This is a genomic window from Pedobacter cryoconitis (assembly GCF_014207135.1).
In the GTDB taxonomy this organism is placed as follows: domain Bacteria; phylum Bacteroidota; class Bacteroidia; order Sphingobacteriales; family Sphingobacteriaceae; genus Pedobacter; species Pedobacter cryoconitis_D.
The window spans coordinates 93299-113531 of sequence record NZ_JACHCC010000007.1 but is presented as its reverse complement, the minus strand read 5'-3'; the positions used below and the strand labels follow the sequence as shown (position 1 = coordinate 113531).

Annotated in this window: 5 protein-coding genes; all 5 read left to right on the top strand. The window is 44.4% G+C overall.

The window, feature by feature from the left end:
* Positions 1-714: 714 nt before the first annotated feature.
* The gene (locus tag HDF25_RS13990; RefSeq protein WP_184625724.1) at positions 715-1314 is read left to right on the top strand and encodes a DUF6624 domain-containing protein; all 600 of its coding nucleotides are present in this window, start codon (positions 715-717) and stop codon (positions 1312-1314) included.
* A 996-nt stretch (positions 1315-2310) separates the two neighbouring features.
* A complete protein-coding gene (locus HDF25_RS13985) occupies positions 2311-16125 on the top strand; it encodes an Ig-like domain-containing protein (protein WP_184625722.1) in 13815 nt (4604 codons plus the stop codon).
* 138 nt (positions 16126-16263) lie between these two features.
* On the top strand, positions 16264-17241 hold the full coding sequence (locus tag HDF25_RS13980; protein WP_184625720.1) for a type IX secretion system membrane protein PorP/SprF: 978 nt from the start codon (positions 16264-16266) through the stop codon (positions 17239-17241).
* 44 nt (positions 17242-17285) lie between these two features.
* On the top strand, positions 17286-19256 hold the full coding sequence (locus tag HDF25_RS13975) for an OmpA family protein (protein WP_184625718.1): 1971 nt from the start codon (positions 17286-17288) through the stop codon (positions 19254-19256).
* 607 nt (positions 19257-19863) lie between these two features.
* Entirely contained in the window at positions 19864-20127 is a 264-nt protein-coding gene (locus tag HDF25_RS13970) for a hypothetical protein (protein ID WP_184625716.1), read from the top strand.
* The last annotated feature ends 106 nt before the right edge of the window (positions 20128-20233 follow it).

The following is a 20233-nucleotide window of genomic DNA, read 5'->3' as shown; positions in this document are numbered from 1 at the left end:
TTCAACAGCATATGAGAAAAACCATTTTCAACTCGGTTTATTTGAATACTAAGTCACTCATAATCTTAGCCGGATGTAGCAAGAGCAGGTATGGAATTATTGACGGTGTCGGCTACACAATTTCTCCGGTAGAGGAAAGCAAAAATCTATATTTAGAAGCTAAAGAGTTCTCATTTCACACCCACAGTGGAAGATATTTTTAAAGCAGAAAAAATCTTCAACAAGTGTTTGAGCATTGATAAAACGACGAAAGATGGTATGGATATAGATTCAGAAAGCATCCAATCTCCGGATAGCTATTACAGGCAATATATAGGATTTTATAATACCCAGGGCCAAAAAAAAATTATCTCAATTGTTTTGCGAAACGAGCAGTAACTACTAATGACTGTTCATTATTCATTGTAAATGGTCGGGCATAAGCTATGAAAGGATTAATCAATGCACTCAAGGCTCTTTTAGGCCTGGTGCTGATACCTATAGGGATATATAGCGTGGCTTACGGATTTTCGACTCCCAGTGTATACAACACTTTCTTTTTTATTGGGGGACTTCTATTGGCAGGAGTAGGTGTTACCTTGTTACTTCATGTTATCATTTACGCCAAAGATTGAATAGATTCCTCATGATTAACTCAGCTATCACAAAATTATTCTAATCTATAATGGAACACTCTTTTGTAAAAAGCTTAAATTGAATGTAGAATCTCATGTAATGAAAACAATATTCCTTCTTTTTTACCTTTCCTTCTCCTATACAGTAGCTTTCAGTCAGACTACAATAGATTCTGCACTCTATAAGAAGATAGAGGTCATGTATAAGGAAGATCAGAAATGGCGTGTAGAATCGGACAAATTATATAACAAGAAGAAATCTGTTTATGATCAGGCAACAGTCGATAGAAAATGGGCACAAACTGACAGTTTTAATTATGCAGAAGCTAAACGGATGATCAAGAAATATGGATTCCCAGGTTATTCGCTGGTCGGCAAAAGTGGAAGCAATAAATTCTTTACTATTGTACAACATTGTGATGATGATGTCAAATTTCAACAAAATGTACTAACCCTGATGATCACTGAAGTTAACCGTCATAATGCATCATGTGAAGATTATGCTTATCTGAAAGATCGTGTATTAATTAACCAAGGTAAAAAACAATTGTATGGAACTCAGTGTCGTTACAATCCAAAAACACAAAAACTGAGCCCCCTTCCTACTCAGGACTCATTAAACCTCAATAAACGCAGAAAAGAAATAGGACTTCCCGAGTTGAGCCAGTATCTTAAAGAAATGGAAAAGATGGAACACTGAACCATTGAAAATAATAATTGCATAATCCTTACTAATAACTCACCATGTTCGGTATTATCTACAGGAAAATCTATTGAAGTAAATATGTGGAGAATATGGACACTTTTTGGAACACATGCTTAAAAAGCAGACTATTGAACGTTCAGATTAAGACTAAGTTTTTTATACAAAACAGTATCACTTTTATACAAGAGAAAAATATTATTAAATAAAAATCAAGTTACCATTAATTTAAAGTTTGCATCTCAGGAAAAACACACCAGTTTATCTTTTATCAAAAAATTATAAACAAAAAAATTACAATTATAGTTGCAATTAACTTATAGTCAAGACAAAAATCCTTCTATTAAATAAAGTCTTTATTCTACAAAACAAAATATTCTCTATCAAGGAAGTATATTAAAACAAAAAAACACTCATTTTCTTTCTTTTCCCACACTTGTTTTTAATATAAGCAAATCGAAAAACCAGCGCCTGATAGCATCTACGGCACAATTCTTGAGCCCAGCCAGCTATTGAATATTATTTAAGTAACGTATAGCACACTTATAAAAGCATTTTTCAGGAAAAAAAATTTCAAAAGAACAACTGTTAACCAATCTTTATACGACTAAGCTACGTATGTATAATATTCATATGCATAATTATAGTATTAAGCAAATGCGGATCCTGTTATTATGTGATTATTAACGCATAAAAAGTTATTAAAGTATGATAAAAATCTACCGCATGGTTATCTTTTCCTGCCTTCTAAAAATCATAAACAGACTTTCTGCATTATCCCGTTCGGGATCAGTGAACAGCTTATTCTATTTAGAATCCTTTGAACAGTATCCCAGATATCAGTTTGCTCTCATACAAAACTTCAAAGTGATGCCACAAGAAATCCGGGCGTCAACTTCGTCTGTATAAGCCTTCCATTTTCGCCTTTGAGCTGAATCATTGCAGCTCATATCTATCCTATAATAAGATTATCTCAATACCAATTTACCTTCTATGAAACGACTCTACACAAAGGATTTTTTCATTTCTGAAAATCCAAATTTCCTAATTAAAAAGATCAGGTTTGCTTACCAGTTTGCCTCCTGCCTGCTATTGCTTTTCATTTTATTTGCCCAAAATTCATTCGGACAGGTACAGGCAACCGGTGGAACAGGGATATATAGAAATAATATCTACTGGCTCAATTTTACTGGTCTGAATATGGCAGCCGGTGAAAGTAAAACGTTTACTTTCACTGTGAGTGGTATTACCATTACGGCCATCATTGACAATGTCAGTTTTACACAAGGCGGTACAAATCCAAGATTGATACCCTATGTATCAGGATCTTACTTCGAAGACAGATTAAATCGCCTATATAATATTGGTGGTAATGGATCAAGTAATACACTTGTCAATGCGATCAGAACAAACAATAATGGCGCTGATGCCGATTTTCGTATACGGACCTACGCTACAGTAAATGGTCAAAAGGCAGATATAGGGCTGGTCTTTGGAAATGCTGAATCTGATGCACCTAGTGAATATACTCAGGGTAACACAAACGGGGATAAATGGAAATTACTGGAAACTTTTGTTGATAATCAAAATGATCAGCCGGGCCCAGGTGACGGGAGACGTATTACTTTTTTAGCTAACGATCAAACCGTCAGATTACAATGTAATCAGAATGCGGCTTTATTATATACTCAGAAAACCTTAACTGATTTAAATAATCCACTTACGATTAATGCTCATATTGAGTCTGGTGGATTAACGGCGATGGCATTAGGTGTGATGGCCTATTCCGAAATAGGTGATGCACCTGCTTCTTATGGTTCCCCAACTCATACACTAACTCCTTTGGTTACTGGAGGTGATAATCCAAACCCTGGATCGACTAGCCCGGTTTATATTGCCAATCCTCCTAGTGGAAGCAGCCTGATTACTACAGGAACTGTAGCTAAACCACAAACACCAAAATTAGGCTTAATAGCAGGTGACTTCGACCCAGCGACTTTTGTTTTGGGTACCAATGCAGATGCGGATAATAAAAACGGAGAAAATGACGAAGATGGTATCGCTAGTTTTGCCCCACTTCCCGTCAATGCGACAACCTATAGTGTTACCGCAACGGTCGGAAACACCAGTGGTGGCAATGCCAACCTGGTAGGTTGGATAGATTTTAACCGCAATGGTACTTTTGAACCCTCAGAAGGTGCTTCAGTAACTGTACCTAATAATGCGACCACCGCAACTTTAACCTGGACAGGCCTGACGGGCCTTGTTTCGGGGCAAACTTATGCAAGGTTCAGGATTTCTACGACCCCTGCTTTAACAACGTCTACACCGACTTCGGTAATTAGTAACGGGGAGGTCGAAGATTACACCTTACAAATTATTCCTTTAGACTTTGGAGATGCGCCGGTCAGTTATAAAACATTACTGGCTGACAATGGTCCCCGTCATGTTATTGACAACCGCATCATCATTGGTAAAACAATAGACGGAGAACCTGACGGACAACCGGTAGCAGCAGGTGCAGATGCAAACGGGACTAATGGAGATGGTCTTGATGAGGATGGTTTTACCACGCTTCCTGTCCTTACAGCTTCTTCAACAACATACAGTCTGACGGTACCGGTAACCAATACCACCGGAGTAACCGCAAAATTAGTCGGATGGGTAGATTTTAATAAAAACGGAGTTTTTGATCCATCAGAAGGTGTTGTTGTCAATGTACCTAACAATGCAACTTCAGCAGTACTATCCTGGTCTGGTTTATCTAATCTGACTGCCGGTATTACCTATGCACGTCTGAGGTTGAGTACGGATAACTTAACCACCTCGTCGGTGGTGGGCGCGGCAAGTAATGGGGAAGTAGAAGATTATAGTTTAATCATTCAGCCTTCTTATGATCTGGGTGTTACAAAAACTGTTCTTCCTACAACAGCCACGGCTGGACAACCTCTGACTTATACCATTGTACTTAAAAATAATGGTCCGAGTCCGGTACTGGCTACTGATGTAATTACCTTAACTGATAATCTACCAGCAGGTTTTACAGCGACTGCCTACACACCGACTGCCGGAACAACCTATAACAGCAGCAACGGCAGCTGGACTGGATTAACTTTAGCTAATGGTCAATCGGCGACATTAACGATCACCGGTAACGTGGCCTCGACAGCATCTGGTTCTTTAAGTAATACAGCTACTGTTACGAATCCAACAGGTATAACAGACCCGAATCTGACTAATAATACAGCAACTGTCGTCGCCCCGGTTAACCGGGATATCGACCTTAGCGTAACCAAATCCTCAAGTCCTAAACCTGTTATTGCAGGTCAGACACTGACTTATACAATTACTCTTAGCAATAACGGGCCTGGAGCTTTACTTGCTGCAGATGTAGTTACACTGACAGATAACCTTCCTGCTGGTTTTACAGCTTCGACTTATACAGCAGCGAAAGGAACATTTGATAAGGCAACTGGCAATTGGACAGGCTTAACCTTAGATAATGGTCAGAATACTACTTTAACCATTGTCGGTACAGTCGCAGCTACGTCAACCGGATCATTAAGTAATACGGTCAGTGTAACTGCCCCTACTGGTACCAATGATAAAGTGCCTGGTAATAATACGGCCACAGAAACTACACCAATCGCAAGACAGATTGATTTTAGCTTAACTAAAACAGCCAGTCCTTCACCTGTAGCAGCCGGACAAAATTTAACTTATACCCTAACACTGAAGAATAATGGTATAAGTAGTTTACTGGCCAGCGATATTGTGAGTGTAGTTGATAATCTGCCAGCAGGATTTACTGCTTCGAGCTATACCCCGTCTACCGGAACTTATACCAGTTCAAACGGAAACTGGACTGGTCTGACTTTAGCAAACGGACAAAGTGCAACCTTGGTTATTGCAGGAAGTCTTTCTTCTACAGTAGCTACGGGGACGCTTACTAATACAGCAACAGTAACCGCGCCAACTGGCATCACAGATCCTGATCTTACCAATAATACTGCAACTAATACAATCAATACAACAAGAGTTATGGATTTAGGTGTAAGCAAAACCGCTTCACCAAACCCTGCTGTTACTGGTCAAGCCTTAACTTATACCATCACCCTAACCAATAGTGGGCCTAGTGCACTGGTGGCTGCTGATGTTATCCAGGTGGTAGATAATTTACCAGCAGGATTCACCGCTTCAACCTATACACCAGCTACAGGAACCTATACCAGTTCAAATGGAAACTGGACAGGGCTCACTTTAGCCTCAGGACAAAGCACCACTTTAACCATTGCCGGAACTGTTGCAGCGAATGCCTCAGGGTCACTCAGCAATACTGTTTCTGTAGTGGTACCGACAGGAGTAACTGATCCTACACCAGGAAACAATACTGCGACCATTACCACACCGGTAAGCAGAGTCATTGACCTGGGCGTAACCAAAACCTCGGTCCCTAAACCACCGGTGGCAGGACAAACCGTAACCTATACCATTACCCTGAGCAACAACGGAACAGGATCCTTACTCGCTGCTGATGTAGTTACTTTAACCGATAACTTGCCTGCAGGATTCACTGCCTCTTCTTTTGTCCCTTCAGCAGGTACTTATACCAGCGCTAATGGAAACTGGACAGGACTGACTTTAACCTCAGGACAAACCGCTACATTGACCATTACAGGTACGGTAGCGCCTACTGCCAGCGGATCACTGAGCAATACCGTGACTGTAGCCCCTCCTACCGGAGTAACCGATCCTACACCAGGAAATAATACCGCAACTGACGTTGGAACCATCAGCAGGGTCATCGATTTTGGTGTTGTCAAAACTGCCAGCCCGACAACAGCTACCGCTGGTAATGCCTTGACCTATACCATTACTTTAACCAATAACGGTCCTAGTACACTTGCCACTGCTGATGTACTCACCTTAACAGATAATCTGCCCGCTGGATTTACTGCTTCAGGTTATACCCCGGCTACTGGAACCTATACCAGCTCCAATGGAAACTGGACTGGCCTTACTTTGGCCTCAGGACAATCAACTACCTTAACCATTACTGGCACGGTAGCTCCAGGGGCAACAGGTACGCTGACCAATACAGCCACAGTGACCAGCCCGCCGGGCATCACGGATCCTACTCCGGGAAATAATACTTCAACAGTCATCACAAACATTACCAGTAAACCAGTACTCACCATCACCAAACTTGGTGCTGCAGGGTTAACTGCCGGTAATGTAGCCTCCTATACCCTCAACATTGCCAATACCGGCAGCAGTAATGCAGTCGGTGCCAGCATCACCGATGTAGTCCCTTCTGCTTTAACCAATGTCAGCTGGACAAGTACGGTAGCTGGGGCAGCTGCCATCACTACTGGTGCTACGGGTACAGGAAATAATGTAAGCCTTACCGCCAACATCCCTGCGGGTGCTGCCAATACCATATCGGTAACCATTACTGGTACCGTCAATCCTGGAGCGACCGGAAGTATCAGTAATACCGCTACAGTAACCCCGGCAGAACCTGCCGGAACAGGTAGTAACTCTACAGTCAATTCCAATATCACCAGTACCTCGGGTGTAGTAGTCACCAAAACAGGACCTTCTACGGCCACAGCTGGTAATCAGATTACCTATCAGGTAGCCATATCAAACAATGGACCTAGTAATGCTACTGGTGTACAAATTGCCGATGCAGTACCTGCCACATTATCTAATGTCAGCTGGACCACTCAATTAGTCGGTACAGCGGCAGTAACTACAGGAGCTACCGGCACAGGAAACAATGTCAGCGTAACAGCCAATGTCCCTGCCGGTACTTCCAACAAAGTACTGGTCGTAATCACTGGAACCATTGATCCTGCTTTTGCAGGAAATATTACCAACAATGCCATCGCTACACCACAGGAACCTGGTAGTACACCGGTCAATGCACAGGCTGTAACCACAGTCACCAAAGTACCGGCTTTCACCATCACCAAAAGTGGCCAGGCTACAGCATTAGCGGGAAATACCATTGTCTATACCATTACTGCCAAAAACAATGGCCCTTCAAATAGTGTAAACACCGTACTCACCGATGCAGTTCCTGCCGCCATTACTGGGGTCAGCTGGACTGCAACAACCACAGGGGGAACCGCCCTGATCAACAGCGGGGCGACCGGAACAGGCAATGCAATCAATGTCAATGCCAACTTCGCCGCTGGAAGTACTATCCAGATTGTCGTTTCTGGTACCATTGCATCCAATGCTTCGGGTACCATCACCAATACTGCAACAGCGACGCCTGCTGAACCAGGAACTACGCCGGTAACCTCGACTGCGGTCAATACCACCATTACCGCCCAGTCTGGTTTAACCATTGTCAAAAGTGTAACTCCTGCAATCAATTCAGGAAATAATGTGACCTATACCGTCACCGTAGGAAATAACGGACCAAGTGATGCCATCGCGGCACATGTTCAGGATGCCATCCCGGCCAGTATCTTAAATACAACCTGGACTTCGGTGGTACAAGGGGCAGCAGCCATTACTTCGGGTGCTACAGGTACTGGAAATACACTGGATGCAAGAGCAAACATACCTGCAGGAGCAGCCAATAAAATCATCTTTACCATCACTGGTAAATCTGATCCGGCTTTCAATGGTACTATTTCAAACACCGCTTCGGTAACGGCTACTGAGCCGAGCAGCCCTTCCCCTAGCTCAACGGTCAACACCATTGCCAGCAGAACACCAGTAGTCTCGATCACTAAAAATGGGCCTGCAGCTATCAATGCCGGCGAAACTATTACCTATACCCTGAATGTAACCAATACCAGTGCTTCCGATGCCTTAAACCTGGCCATCGCTGATGCTGTACCGGCTACCATTACAGGGGTTAACTGGACTGCAACAACCGCTGGAAATGCTCAGGTAACCGGAGCCTTGACAGGTACCGGAAACACCATCAGCATCAATGGTAATGTCGCTGCAGGAACAGGCAATCAGATCACCATTACCGTGACTGGTAAAGTAGCCGCTGGTTTTAGTGGCACACTGACCAATACAGCAACAGTGACCCCAGCTGAAACAGGAACCAGTCCTGCATCGGCCACGGCCACAACCAATGTAACCCGTATCCCGGTATTAAGTATTCAGAAAAATGGTCCAGCCTCACTCAGTGCAGGACAGGCCATTACTTATACCATTGCGGTCAAAAATATCAGTCAGGCCAATGCCATTGCATCGGTGATTACTGATGCTATTCCAGCCAGTATCCTCAACCCAAGCTGGACCACCACCACTACTGGTACAGCTACAGTAACCGCTGGGGCCACAGGAACAGGAAATAACCTCAGTGTAACGGGTAATATTGGCGGAAACAGCACCGATCAGATCCTGATCACCATTACCGGAACAGTAAACCCGGCGGCTACAGCCAATATCAGCAACAGTGCCACAGTCACTCCTGCTGAAACAGGAGCTGTACCACAGACTGCGGGTCCGGTAATTACCACCATCACCAAAACGCCTTCTGTCTCTCTTACCAAAATGGGCCCTGCAACAGCTAATGCAGGGGAAACCGTGACTTATGTACTCAACGCAGTAAACAATGGACCATCCAATGCAACCGCACTGGTCATCACTGATGCTGTACCTGTTGAACTGACTAACGTCACCTGGACAGCCAATGCTTCGGGAACTTCATCAGTTGTTACCGGAAATGGAACAGGCAACAATATCAGTGTAACTGGTAATTTAAATGTGGGTAACACCAACAATATTCAGATTACAGTTACAGGTCAGTTAAGTGCGGGACAAGCCAATACAACTATCAATAATACCGCGACAGCAACTCCTTCGGAGCCTGGTATCAGTCCGGTAAATTCAAATAAAGTAAGTACAATCATAGGAAATAAAACTGCATTAACCATTAGTAAGTCTGGCCCGTCATCAGTAAATGCCGGGGAACAGGTGACTTACAATCTGACCATATCCAATAATGGCCCGAGTAATGCAGTCAATGCTATAATTACTGACCAGATCACCTCAGGGTTAACCAACGTAACCTGGAAAGCTACTCAAACCGGAACTGCTACTATCTCAGCAGGTGCTACCGGAACAGGTAATGCAGTGAGTGTAACCGGAAGTATACCTGCAGGTACAGCCAATCAAATTAATGTGCTCATCAGTGGAAAATTGGATGCAGGCTTTACCGGAACTTCATTCAGTAATACGGCAACCATTACGCCTGCTGAAGCTGGTAATAATCCGGTAACCTCGAACACGGTTACAACAACCGTTACGAAAACTTCGGATTTACGCATCTTAAAATCTGGTGCAGCAACAGCTGTTGCTGGTCAGCCGATCACTTATACCATCAGCGTAAAAAATGCAGGACCAAGTGATGTAGTTGGTGCAAGAGTACAGGACGTTATCCCTGCACAGATTCTGAATCCTGTCTGGACTGTAGTTGCCAGCGGTACTTCTGGTGCTACTCCTACAAATAACTCAGGTAATGTAGATCTGTTAGCTACCCTGAAAGCAAATGCAACTGATTCATTACTGATCACTATCAACGGTACACTTGATCCTTTATTTGCGGGGACTACTGTAACCAATACAGCTACAGCAACACCCCCGGCTGGTGTTACAGATCCAACTCCTGCAACAAGTACAGTAACGACTACGACAAGCAGATCGGCAAACGTAAGGATTGTAAAATCAGGACCAGCAGACGCCGGAGCTGGCCAACAGGTACAATACACTTTAAATATCACCAATGCAGGACCGAGTACGGCGCTAGCAGTTGATATCGAGGATGCGATTCCTTCTCAGATCTTAGATCCGAGCTGGACAGCAACGGCCTCGGGTGGAGCTGTTATTTCTACTGCTTCGGGAACCGGAAATGTAAGTCTGACAGCAGACGTTCCATCAGGAGCAGGTATGGTACAGGTTGTCGTAACTGGAACAGCAAGCCCGGCTTTAACTGATGGCACCGCTTTTTCTAATACGGCAACGATCACAAGTACGGTTGTCCCTGACCCGGAAACAGCAAACAACACCTCTACAGTTACTACAAACATTAATAACACACCAAACTTCAGAGTATCCAAATCAGGTCCGGCAACTGCAAATATCGGAGACCCGATTACTTACAAAATCATAGTAAGTAATGCAGGAACAGGTGATATCACCAATGCCTTAATTACTGATAATGTACCTGAAGATGTACAGGTAACCAGCTGGACAGCTGTAGCCATAGGCGGCGCAACTATTACTGGTGCCGGTTCTGGAAATACCGGAACAATTTCTACATCAGGTGATATTTTGAATGGCCCTGCCAATACGATTGAAGTCACTGTAAATGGCATTGTCGTTGACAAAGGACATACACAATTTACCAACACGGTGAATGTTACGTCCGGAACAACCAATAGTAGTTCTGTGACAACCTCTATTAATAAATCGACAGATCTGCGTATCGAAAAACAGGGTCCGGCAACCATAGCTGCAGGTGAAAATATCACCTATACCTTGAAAGTATTCAATAACGGACCTAATGATGTATCGAGTTTATCTATACAGGATAATGTACCGGCTGCTGTTGTAGTAAACAAATGGACAGCTACAACTTCCGGTACTGCGACTGTGACTGGTAACACAACGGGTACTAATGGTACTATTGCTACTACTGGCAGTATCGCCGCTGGCACTGGTAACTATATCTTAATCACTGTCAATGGAACTATCCCATCTTCTACTGTAGCTGGGAATATTACAAATACAGCAACCGTTAACCTGACTACCGCTGGATTGACAGATTATAACTTAGCCAATAATACTTCGGCTGTAACAACCTCAATTGTAAACAACCCAAGCTTAAATGTTTCAAAAAGCGGTCCTAATACTGCATATGCCGGTGAACAGGTACATTATGTAATCCAGGTAACGAATAACGGACCGAGTGATGCAACAGCGGTTAATATCGCAGATGTTGTCCCTGTACAGCTACAAAATGTGAACTGGACAGCCACAATAACAGGCGGTGCAACTGTAAACCTGACAACAGGAACAGGGAACCCGGCAATTATTGCAAATATTCCTCAAGGTGCAGGAAATGTAGTATCAATTGATATTAAAGGAACAATTGATCCGGGATTTGCAGGTTCTATAACCAATACAGCTACTGCTCAGATCGGTGCTAATCCAGTCATTACTTCACCAGCTGTGGTTACTGTAGTCACTCAACAGACTGCATTAAGTATCCGTAAATCGGGACCGGCTTCAACCAGCCCTGGTCTGCCAATTACTTATACACTGGAAGTAACCAATGCAGGTCCAAGTAATGCGACTGCAGCGGCCATCACCGATGCGATCCCTGCCATCCTGCAAAATGTAAGCTGGACAGCCAGTGCACAAAACGGGGCGGCCATAACAACTGGTGCGACCGGAACTGGTAACGCACTCAATGTCGTAGCCAATATCCCAGGGGCAGTCAATGCAAGGGTACTCATTACCATTACTGGTACCATCCCTTCTTCTGCAACTGCCGATCTGGTCAATACGGCTACCGTAACGCCAACTGAGCCTGGTAACCCGCCAGTAGTCTCCAACCAAGTAACCACCACCCTGACCAGAACTCCTGGACTGGTACTGGTTAAATCTGGTCCGGCTACTGCCGCCAGCGGTCAACAGATCACTTATACACTGAACCTCAGCAATGCTGGACCTTCGGATGCGGTAAATACAGCCATCTCCGATCTGGTTCCTGCAGCTGTACAAAATGTAACCTGGACAACAACAGCAACAGGTGCCGCAGTGGTCAATTCCGGAGCTACAGGAACAAGAAACCAGGTCACTGCCAATGTCAATGTTCCGGTAGGTGCGGCCATCACCGTTACCATTACTGGCACCATTGACCCTACTTTCAATAACACCCTGACCAATCAGGCGGTAGCCACTCCTTCTGAACCTGGAATCACCCCGGTGACCTCGACAGTAAGTACTGTGGTTAAACCGGTGGTCAATCTCTCGATTACCAAATCTGGTCCGGCAACACTATTGGCCGGGCAGGAAATTGATTACCAGATCACGGTCATCAACAGCGGTCCAAGTACGGCACTCAATGCAGCCATCTCCGATCTGGTACAGGCTGACATTATCAATGTACAATGGACAGCTTCGACCACTGGAAACGCGGTACTTACTGGCGCCAGCTCGGGTAATTCAAATACCATAGCAACAACTGCCAATTTAACGACTGCTCCAGGAGATGCGCTGATCATTCAGGTCAAAGGAACAGTCAACCCTGCATTTAATGGTACACTGACCAATACCGCTACTGTAACCCCTACCGAAACAGGAAGTACACCAACTACATCTGCACCGGTAATCACTGTAGTCAGCAGAAAACCAGTGATCAATATCGTGAAAACTGGTCCGGCCAATGTAGTGGCTGGTGCGGCCATCAATTACCTGATTACGGTCAATAACCAGGGTACAGGTGATGCCATAGGACTGGCCATCTCCGATGTCATCCCTGCCCAGCTGACTGGTATCAACTGGACGGCAACAACCTCAGGTGCAGCAACCCTGAGCGGAACCACATCGGGTACCACCAGCAATATCGCCTTAACAGGAAATATACCGGCTGGAGCTGCGAATGTCATTACCATCAATGTCAGCGCTGTAGTCCCTGCAAACCTCAACACCAGCATCACCAATACGGCTACAGCAACGCCTGCGGAAGCGGGAGTAACGCCGGTGAGTTCTTCAGTGACTACCACTGTCAGCAGGGTACCAATCCTCAACATTACCAAATCTGGTCCTGCTAACGCTACAGCAGGAACAACAGTTCAATATATCATTACCACAGTTAACACCAGTACCAGTGATGCCATCGCGGCTGTCATTACAGATGCAGTACCTGCAGGACTCACTGGGGTCAGCTGGACTGCCACTGCAGCTGGTGCAGCCACTGTGACCAGCGGAGCCACTGGAAGCAGCAACAATGTGAGTGTAACGGCAAATATTCCAGCTGGAAATGCCAATACCATCACCATTGTGGTTACGGGTTCTTTACCTGCGGGTGCAACTGCTGCTATTCAGAATACAGCAACTGTGACCCCGGCAGAACCTGGTACAGTACCACAAACAACTCCACCGGTTAATACAACGGTAGAGGCAGTCACTGACCTGAGTGTAACTAATACCGTTAACCAGGCTTTACAAAAAGTCGGACAGCCAGTGACCTTTACCGTTCAGGTGAAAAACAATGGGCCTAGTAATGCCACTGGGGTTAAAGTAACTGACCTGTTGCCAGCCGGTTACCAGATCACCAGTCAGTCTGCCACAGCAGGCACTTATGATCCGGCTTCGGGATTATGGACCATTGGTAACCTGGCTAATGGTGGTACAACCACCTTAACCATCCAGGCTACGCTGATTGTCGGTGGACCTTACCAGACCACAGCAGTGGTATCGGGTAATGAAACAGATCCGTTCTTAACGAATAATACTGCGATTGCAACAGTATCTGTGGTCAACAGTGATCCGGTTGCTAATCCTGATACCAATACTTTATTGGAAGATCAGACTTTAACTGTGACTGCGGCTAATGGTGTTTTAGCCAATGACACCGATGTCGATCACGATGTATTGTCTGTGAGCAAGTTTACCATAGCTGGTATCACAGGTGACCAGACACCAGGTAGCCCGGTACTGATTGCAGGAGTAGGAACCATCACCCTGAACAGTGACGGTGGTTATATCTTTGCACCTGCTCAGGACTACAATGGTCCTGTTCCAGTCATCACTTATACCGTAATTGATGGTAAAGGTGGATCTGCAAACAGTACCCTAACATTAAGTGTGACTCCTGTCAATGATGCACCATCATTTGTCAAAGGGGCAGATCAGACTGTACTACAATACGCAGGTGCACAAACCATTCCGGAATGGGCAACTGCAATCAGTCCGGGACCAGCCAATGAATCCAGTCAACTGGTTAACTTCATCGTTACCAATGCCAATAATGCACTCTTCACTACCCAACCAGCAATTGCTCCGGATGGTACACTGACCTATACTCCTGCTTTTGGAGCAACCGGAACAGTAACTGTAACAGTCATCCTGAAAGATAATGGTGGAACAGCCAATGGTGGAGTAGATCAGTCAGCTCCTCAGACTTTCACCATTACGATAACACCAGGAACCCCGGCCATGACCCTGACTAAAGTAGCCAACAACACCGGTTCTAAAGCAGGGGATGTGATTACTTACACCATTGTTGCCACCAATACCGGAAACGTCACCTTGAGTAATATCGTGGTCGCAGATCCGGGAGCGGATGCAGGTAGTATCAGCCCGGCAAACATTGTCACACTCGCTCCGGGAGCAAGTAGCACAGTCACTGCCAAACATACTTTAACACAAGCCGATGTAGATGGAGGTAAATTCAGCAACCAGGCCAGTGCAAAAGGTACTGACCCTTCAGGTAATCCGGTTGATAAACCGAAATCTGATGATCCGAATACCCCTACCCCTGATGATGCAACGGTGATTGTACTGACTCCAAAACCAGCGGTAACACTCGTTAAAACCGGGGTCATCAGTACCGACAACAATAGCATTACCTATACTTTTGTCGTGCAGAATACTGGCAATGTGACTTTCACAACTGTTCTGCTCAATGATGCCAAACTGGGGCTAACAAACCTGCCGGTGAATGTGGGTACTGGTCTTGCACCAGGTGCTTCGGTAACTACAACCCAGGTGTACACCTTAACTCAGGCAGATAAAAATGCCGGAAATGTAACCAATACTGCCAATGTGAAAGCAACAGCTGCTGGCGGAGCTACGGCAACAGACATTTCTGGTACCGATGCCACCAATGATACACCTACGGTCGTAGCCATCACGCCTTCAGGAGGCCTGTCACTGGTTAAAACAGGGGTATTCAGCGGAAACCAGATCACATATACCTTTACAGTACAAAATCTGGGCAATGTCACCCTGAACCCTGTCACTTTCAGTGATGCCAAACTGGGTATAGTCAACAGAACCATCGATGTTGGTGGAGGACTTCTACCAGGAGCTACAGCTTCAATCACGCAGCTGTATACCTTAACTCAGGCAGATAAAGATGCCGGAACGGTAACCAATACCGCCATTGCCAAAGCCATCACCCCTTCGGGAGCAGTCGTGACTGCCACCTCAGGAACAGCAGCGAACAACAATAACCCGACAGTCATTGTGGTCACCAAATCACCGGTTGCCAATGATGACCAGGCACAGACCAATGCCAATACTTCGGTTCGTGTAGATGTACTGACCAATGATAATCCGGGATCTTCAAGCTTTGATAAGGCAACGGTTGTAGTCATCACTCAGCCTGCACATGGTAAAGTGATAGTCAACAGTGATGGAACCATTACTTATACGCCGGATCCTGGATATACCGGACCTGACAATTTCACTTACCAGGTGAAGGATATCTATGGTTACCTGACCAATGTTGCCAATGTTGCTATTACCGTCAGCTTCTTTGAAATCAAGATCCCGAACCTGATCACACCAAACGGGGACGGAATCAATGACACCTTTGAAATCAGAGGGCTCAACCAGTACGGTGATAATGAATTAATCATTGTCAACCGTTGGGGTAATGAAGTCTACAGACAGCGCAATTACCAAAACACCTGGACAGGCGAAGGACTTAATGAAGGTACTTATTACTACCTGCTGAAAGTCAAAGCCAAAGGATCAAATGGTGACTGGCAGATCTTCAAAGGTTATATCACATTGATCAGAGCCTTCAAAAAATAAATAAATGAAATCTGTATGGAACTGTTCAGTTAGCCAATTGAACAGGTCCATACAGATTCCATGAAAGGAAACAAAGAATAAATACTACCGAAAAACACAATCAGATTGAAGAGTCGAAACAGAATTAAATTTACCCGTATGAAAAGAAGCTTGTTATTAATAGTGTTGGTTTTCACCCTGCTACTTCCTTCAGAGGTGGTCAAAGCACAACAAGACGCGCAGTTCAGCCAGTATATGTTCAACGGCATCTATATCAATCCTGCCTATGCAGGATATAAAGAGCAATTGAACCTCCATAGTTTTTACCGCAGCCAGTGGACTGGGATTAAAGGGGCTCCAACAACCTTCTCTCTCGCTGTAGATGCGACAGCTAATGATGGTAATGTCGGACTAGCCCTCCAGGTCTCGGCCGATAAACTCGGCGCCCAGAGTAACCTGGCCGCTTATGCCAATTATGCCTATCGCCTGAGAATGAACGCTTCGGGAAGTTCAAGACTTGCCTTCGGGGTAGGGATCGGAATGGAACAACTCGGCATAGACGGTTCCATGTTACACCCTAATGATCCTGAGGTTGATCAGCCAACAGGCACCCAAAGTACTATACTGCCCGATGCCAGGGTCGGTGTATATTATTCCGATGACCGCTATTATGCAGGATTCTCTGCCGATAACCTCATCGCCCAATATATCAATGTAGATCGCTACGCTTTTATTCCTCAACCCAAACCGCATTATTATTTAACCGCGGGTACACTCATCCCACTGGGACAGGACATCTTATTGAAGCCGTCTTTCCTGTTAAAGGATGACCGCGCTGGCCCGACCAGTCTGGACATCAATGCTTTTGTCCTGTTCATGGACAGGATATGGATCGGGGGTTCTTACCGCACAGGGGTTAAACTCTACAACAAAGACTATCTCCAAAGAGACCTCAGTAACCGTAACTCCGCGGTGGCTGCCATAGAAGTATTCCCAACCAAAACACTCCGCATTGGCTATGCCTATGACATCTCCATCGGGCCTTTGCAGGGATACAGCAGCGGTACTCATGAAATATCAATCGGTTATTATTTCAATACCAAAAATACCAGAATGAAATCACCTAGGTACTTCTAATTGCAGCTATAATTTTATCATTTATATTCTAACGCTTCCCATCCATGAGCAGCATCAAATCAATACAGACAGGGCTCATCACAGCAACCTTTTTGCTGTCCCTGACTACCATAAAAACAAAGGCACAGTATATCCTGAAGCAGGCTGATCAGCAGTTTGAACTATACAATTACAACCAGGCAGCCATCCTTTACGAGAAGGCTTATCAGAAAAAACAAACCTTACATGCCGCGACAAGACTGGCCGATACCTACCGCCTGACAGACAATTATCCAAAGGCAGAATCCTGGTATGCCATCGCCTCGGCCATGCCCGAAAGTACACCTGAAAACACCCTCTATTATGCCAGGGCCTTACAAAACAATGCCAAATATCAGGAGGCTAAAATTCAGTACCAGAAATATGCAAGCTTAAAACCAGCCAGCAGCCAGCAGCAGCAAATCTGGATCGCTTCCTGTGATTCGGCAGCCTACTGGACAGCAAACCCTAAACCAGTAACCCTGGTCAATGAAAAAGGGCTCAACAGTACAGACGCAGACTGGGGAGCGGTTGCCTATCAGCAAAGTATTGTATTCACTTCTGACAGAAACCTACCCGCACAAGCCGGAACAATCTCCCGCAAACCTTTCCTTAAATTTGACGGCCAAACCAAATTACCAGATCCCAATCATTATGGATGGACAGGAAATCAGTACCTGCGCCTGTATCAGAAAAAGGAAGCCGATGATAGCTTAAAGCTTTTCCCAATCAACCCGCAGACCAATTACCATATTGGAGCGGCAACTTTTACTGCGGATGGCAATACCATTTATTTTACACTCACCAGAATACCGAAAAAAATTATCCGCCAGAAAGGACAACCTGCAACCATTAACCTGGAAGTATACAGCAGTACCAAAGACGCCAATGGCGGATGGAGCAAACCAGTCCCGTTCAGATACAATAAAGTCAATGAATGGTCAGTGGGTGATCCTTTCATCTCCCCTGATGGGAATACACTCTACTTTGTGTCTTCCATGCCGGGTGGTAAAGGTGGAACAGATATCTACAGCTGCAGCAAAAATGCAGATGGAACCTGGGCAGATGCAGTGAACCTGGCTGCTTTCAACACCACTGGCAATGAACGCAGTCCTTTTACCGATCAGCAGGGTAACTTCTATTTCAGCAGTGACGGACTGGTAGGGATGGGTGGTCTTGATATTTATAAAGCTGGTAAAACAGCTACCGGACTGGGAACACCAGTCAACCTGGGATACCCGGTCAATTCACCACAGGATGATTTCGCTTTCAACCTCAGCCTCAAAGGAAATGCACTCATGGCTTCCAACCGCCCGGGAGGAATGGGTAGTGATGATATTTATAGCTTTACCGCCAAAATGATCCTCGACTTCAAACTTCAGGGTACTGTCTATGACCGCAAAACTAATCAGCCAATTGCTGGGGCAACCATCACCCTGAACAAACAGGGAGGAAATACACTGACCTCACAAACAGATAGCCGGGGTACCTACAAATTTGGGTTAGATCAGGAGGCAGACTATAACCTCAAAGCAGAAAAACCTGGTTACAGCTCGGATGGAGCTTCGCTGACAACCATGAACCTGAGCACTTCCACGGTGCTACACAAGGATCTGTTCCTGGAAACACTGGTCTTAAACAAACCTATTGTCATCAACAATATTTATTACGATTTCGACAAATCCAATATCAGACCTGATGCCGCAAGGGAACTGGATAAACTGGTCTCGACCATGAAAACCAATGAAAACATCGGGGTGGAACTCAGCTCCTTCACTGACAGCAGAGGTAAGGATCAGTACAACCTGTGGTTATCACAAAAAAGAGCCAATTCTGCCGTGCAGTATATCATTTCCAGAGGAATTGACAAAAGCAGGATCACCGGAAAAGGTTATGGCGAAACACAGTTGCTCAATGGCTGTAGCAATGGGGTCAAATGTTCGGATGCCATGCACCAGTTAAACCGCAGAACTGAGTTTAAAGTAGTCAGACAATAAGATAAATCTCTTATTATAAATTTCTTTCAGCCCCGTCAACTTTTGGTTTACGGGGCTTCCGTTTGAATAACATTATCCAAAGAAAATAATCTCTTATCAATCCAGATTTAACTTAAAAACAGCCGCCGCAATACATTGGTATTAAAACCTGGGCAGCTGTACTGAATTTAGTTCTACTTTAATAAAAAAAGTTCTTTTAAACAGAAGAAAAACAGAGTCTTAAAGATACTTTTTAAATCAGGAACAAATTCCCCGCAAACTGTATAAAATGAATAACCTAAGATTATTAGTTAGCTAAATAGAAATAGCATTGCTAAAATCGCACATTTTAAAGCGCCACACACACCGAAAACCATACTAACCTGTTTATCAGACAGCTAGCGGCACAATTATTGAAATCGAAGTTAATAGCATATAATTCTGGACAATAAAAAACACATCTATTAACGTATTTTTTAGACAAATTATTTCTACAACTATCATTAACTAATTATAAACTAAACAAGATCTGCCTGCATTTTAAATACGAGTATTGTGTACAAAATCAATAATTCGTGTTCTACTCATTCAGTATTCTGATTAATAACGCATCTAAAGCTCTTAAAGTATGAAACAAATCTACACTCAACCTTTCTCTTTTTTAAGAATCTTCAATACGGTTACGAGCATTGATCTGATTCAATCCTGGAATAAATCTTTATTCAAAAAAGAGCTAAAAAATGCCCTGACGAAAACTATAATTAGTTTTTATCCCAAAGCCAGCCGTTCCGACTTTCATTCCTTGTATAAGCCTGTAGAAATCTGCTATGTTCCTGTCCAGGTTCAGTGCACAATGACCGGCTTCAAGAGTATAACTCAGCAATTACCTTAAAACTATATACATCATTCTACTGAAAAGAGAGAGTTAACTCTCCCTTTTCAGTAGAGCAAAACCTGTAAGCCAACTCCAATGGGGATTTACGGGCTAAATAATCTAC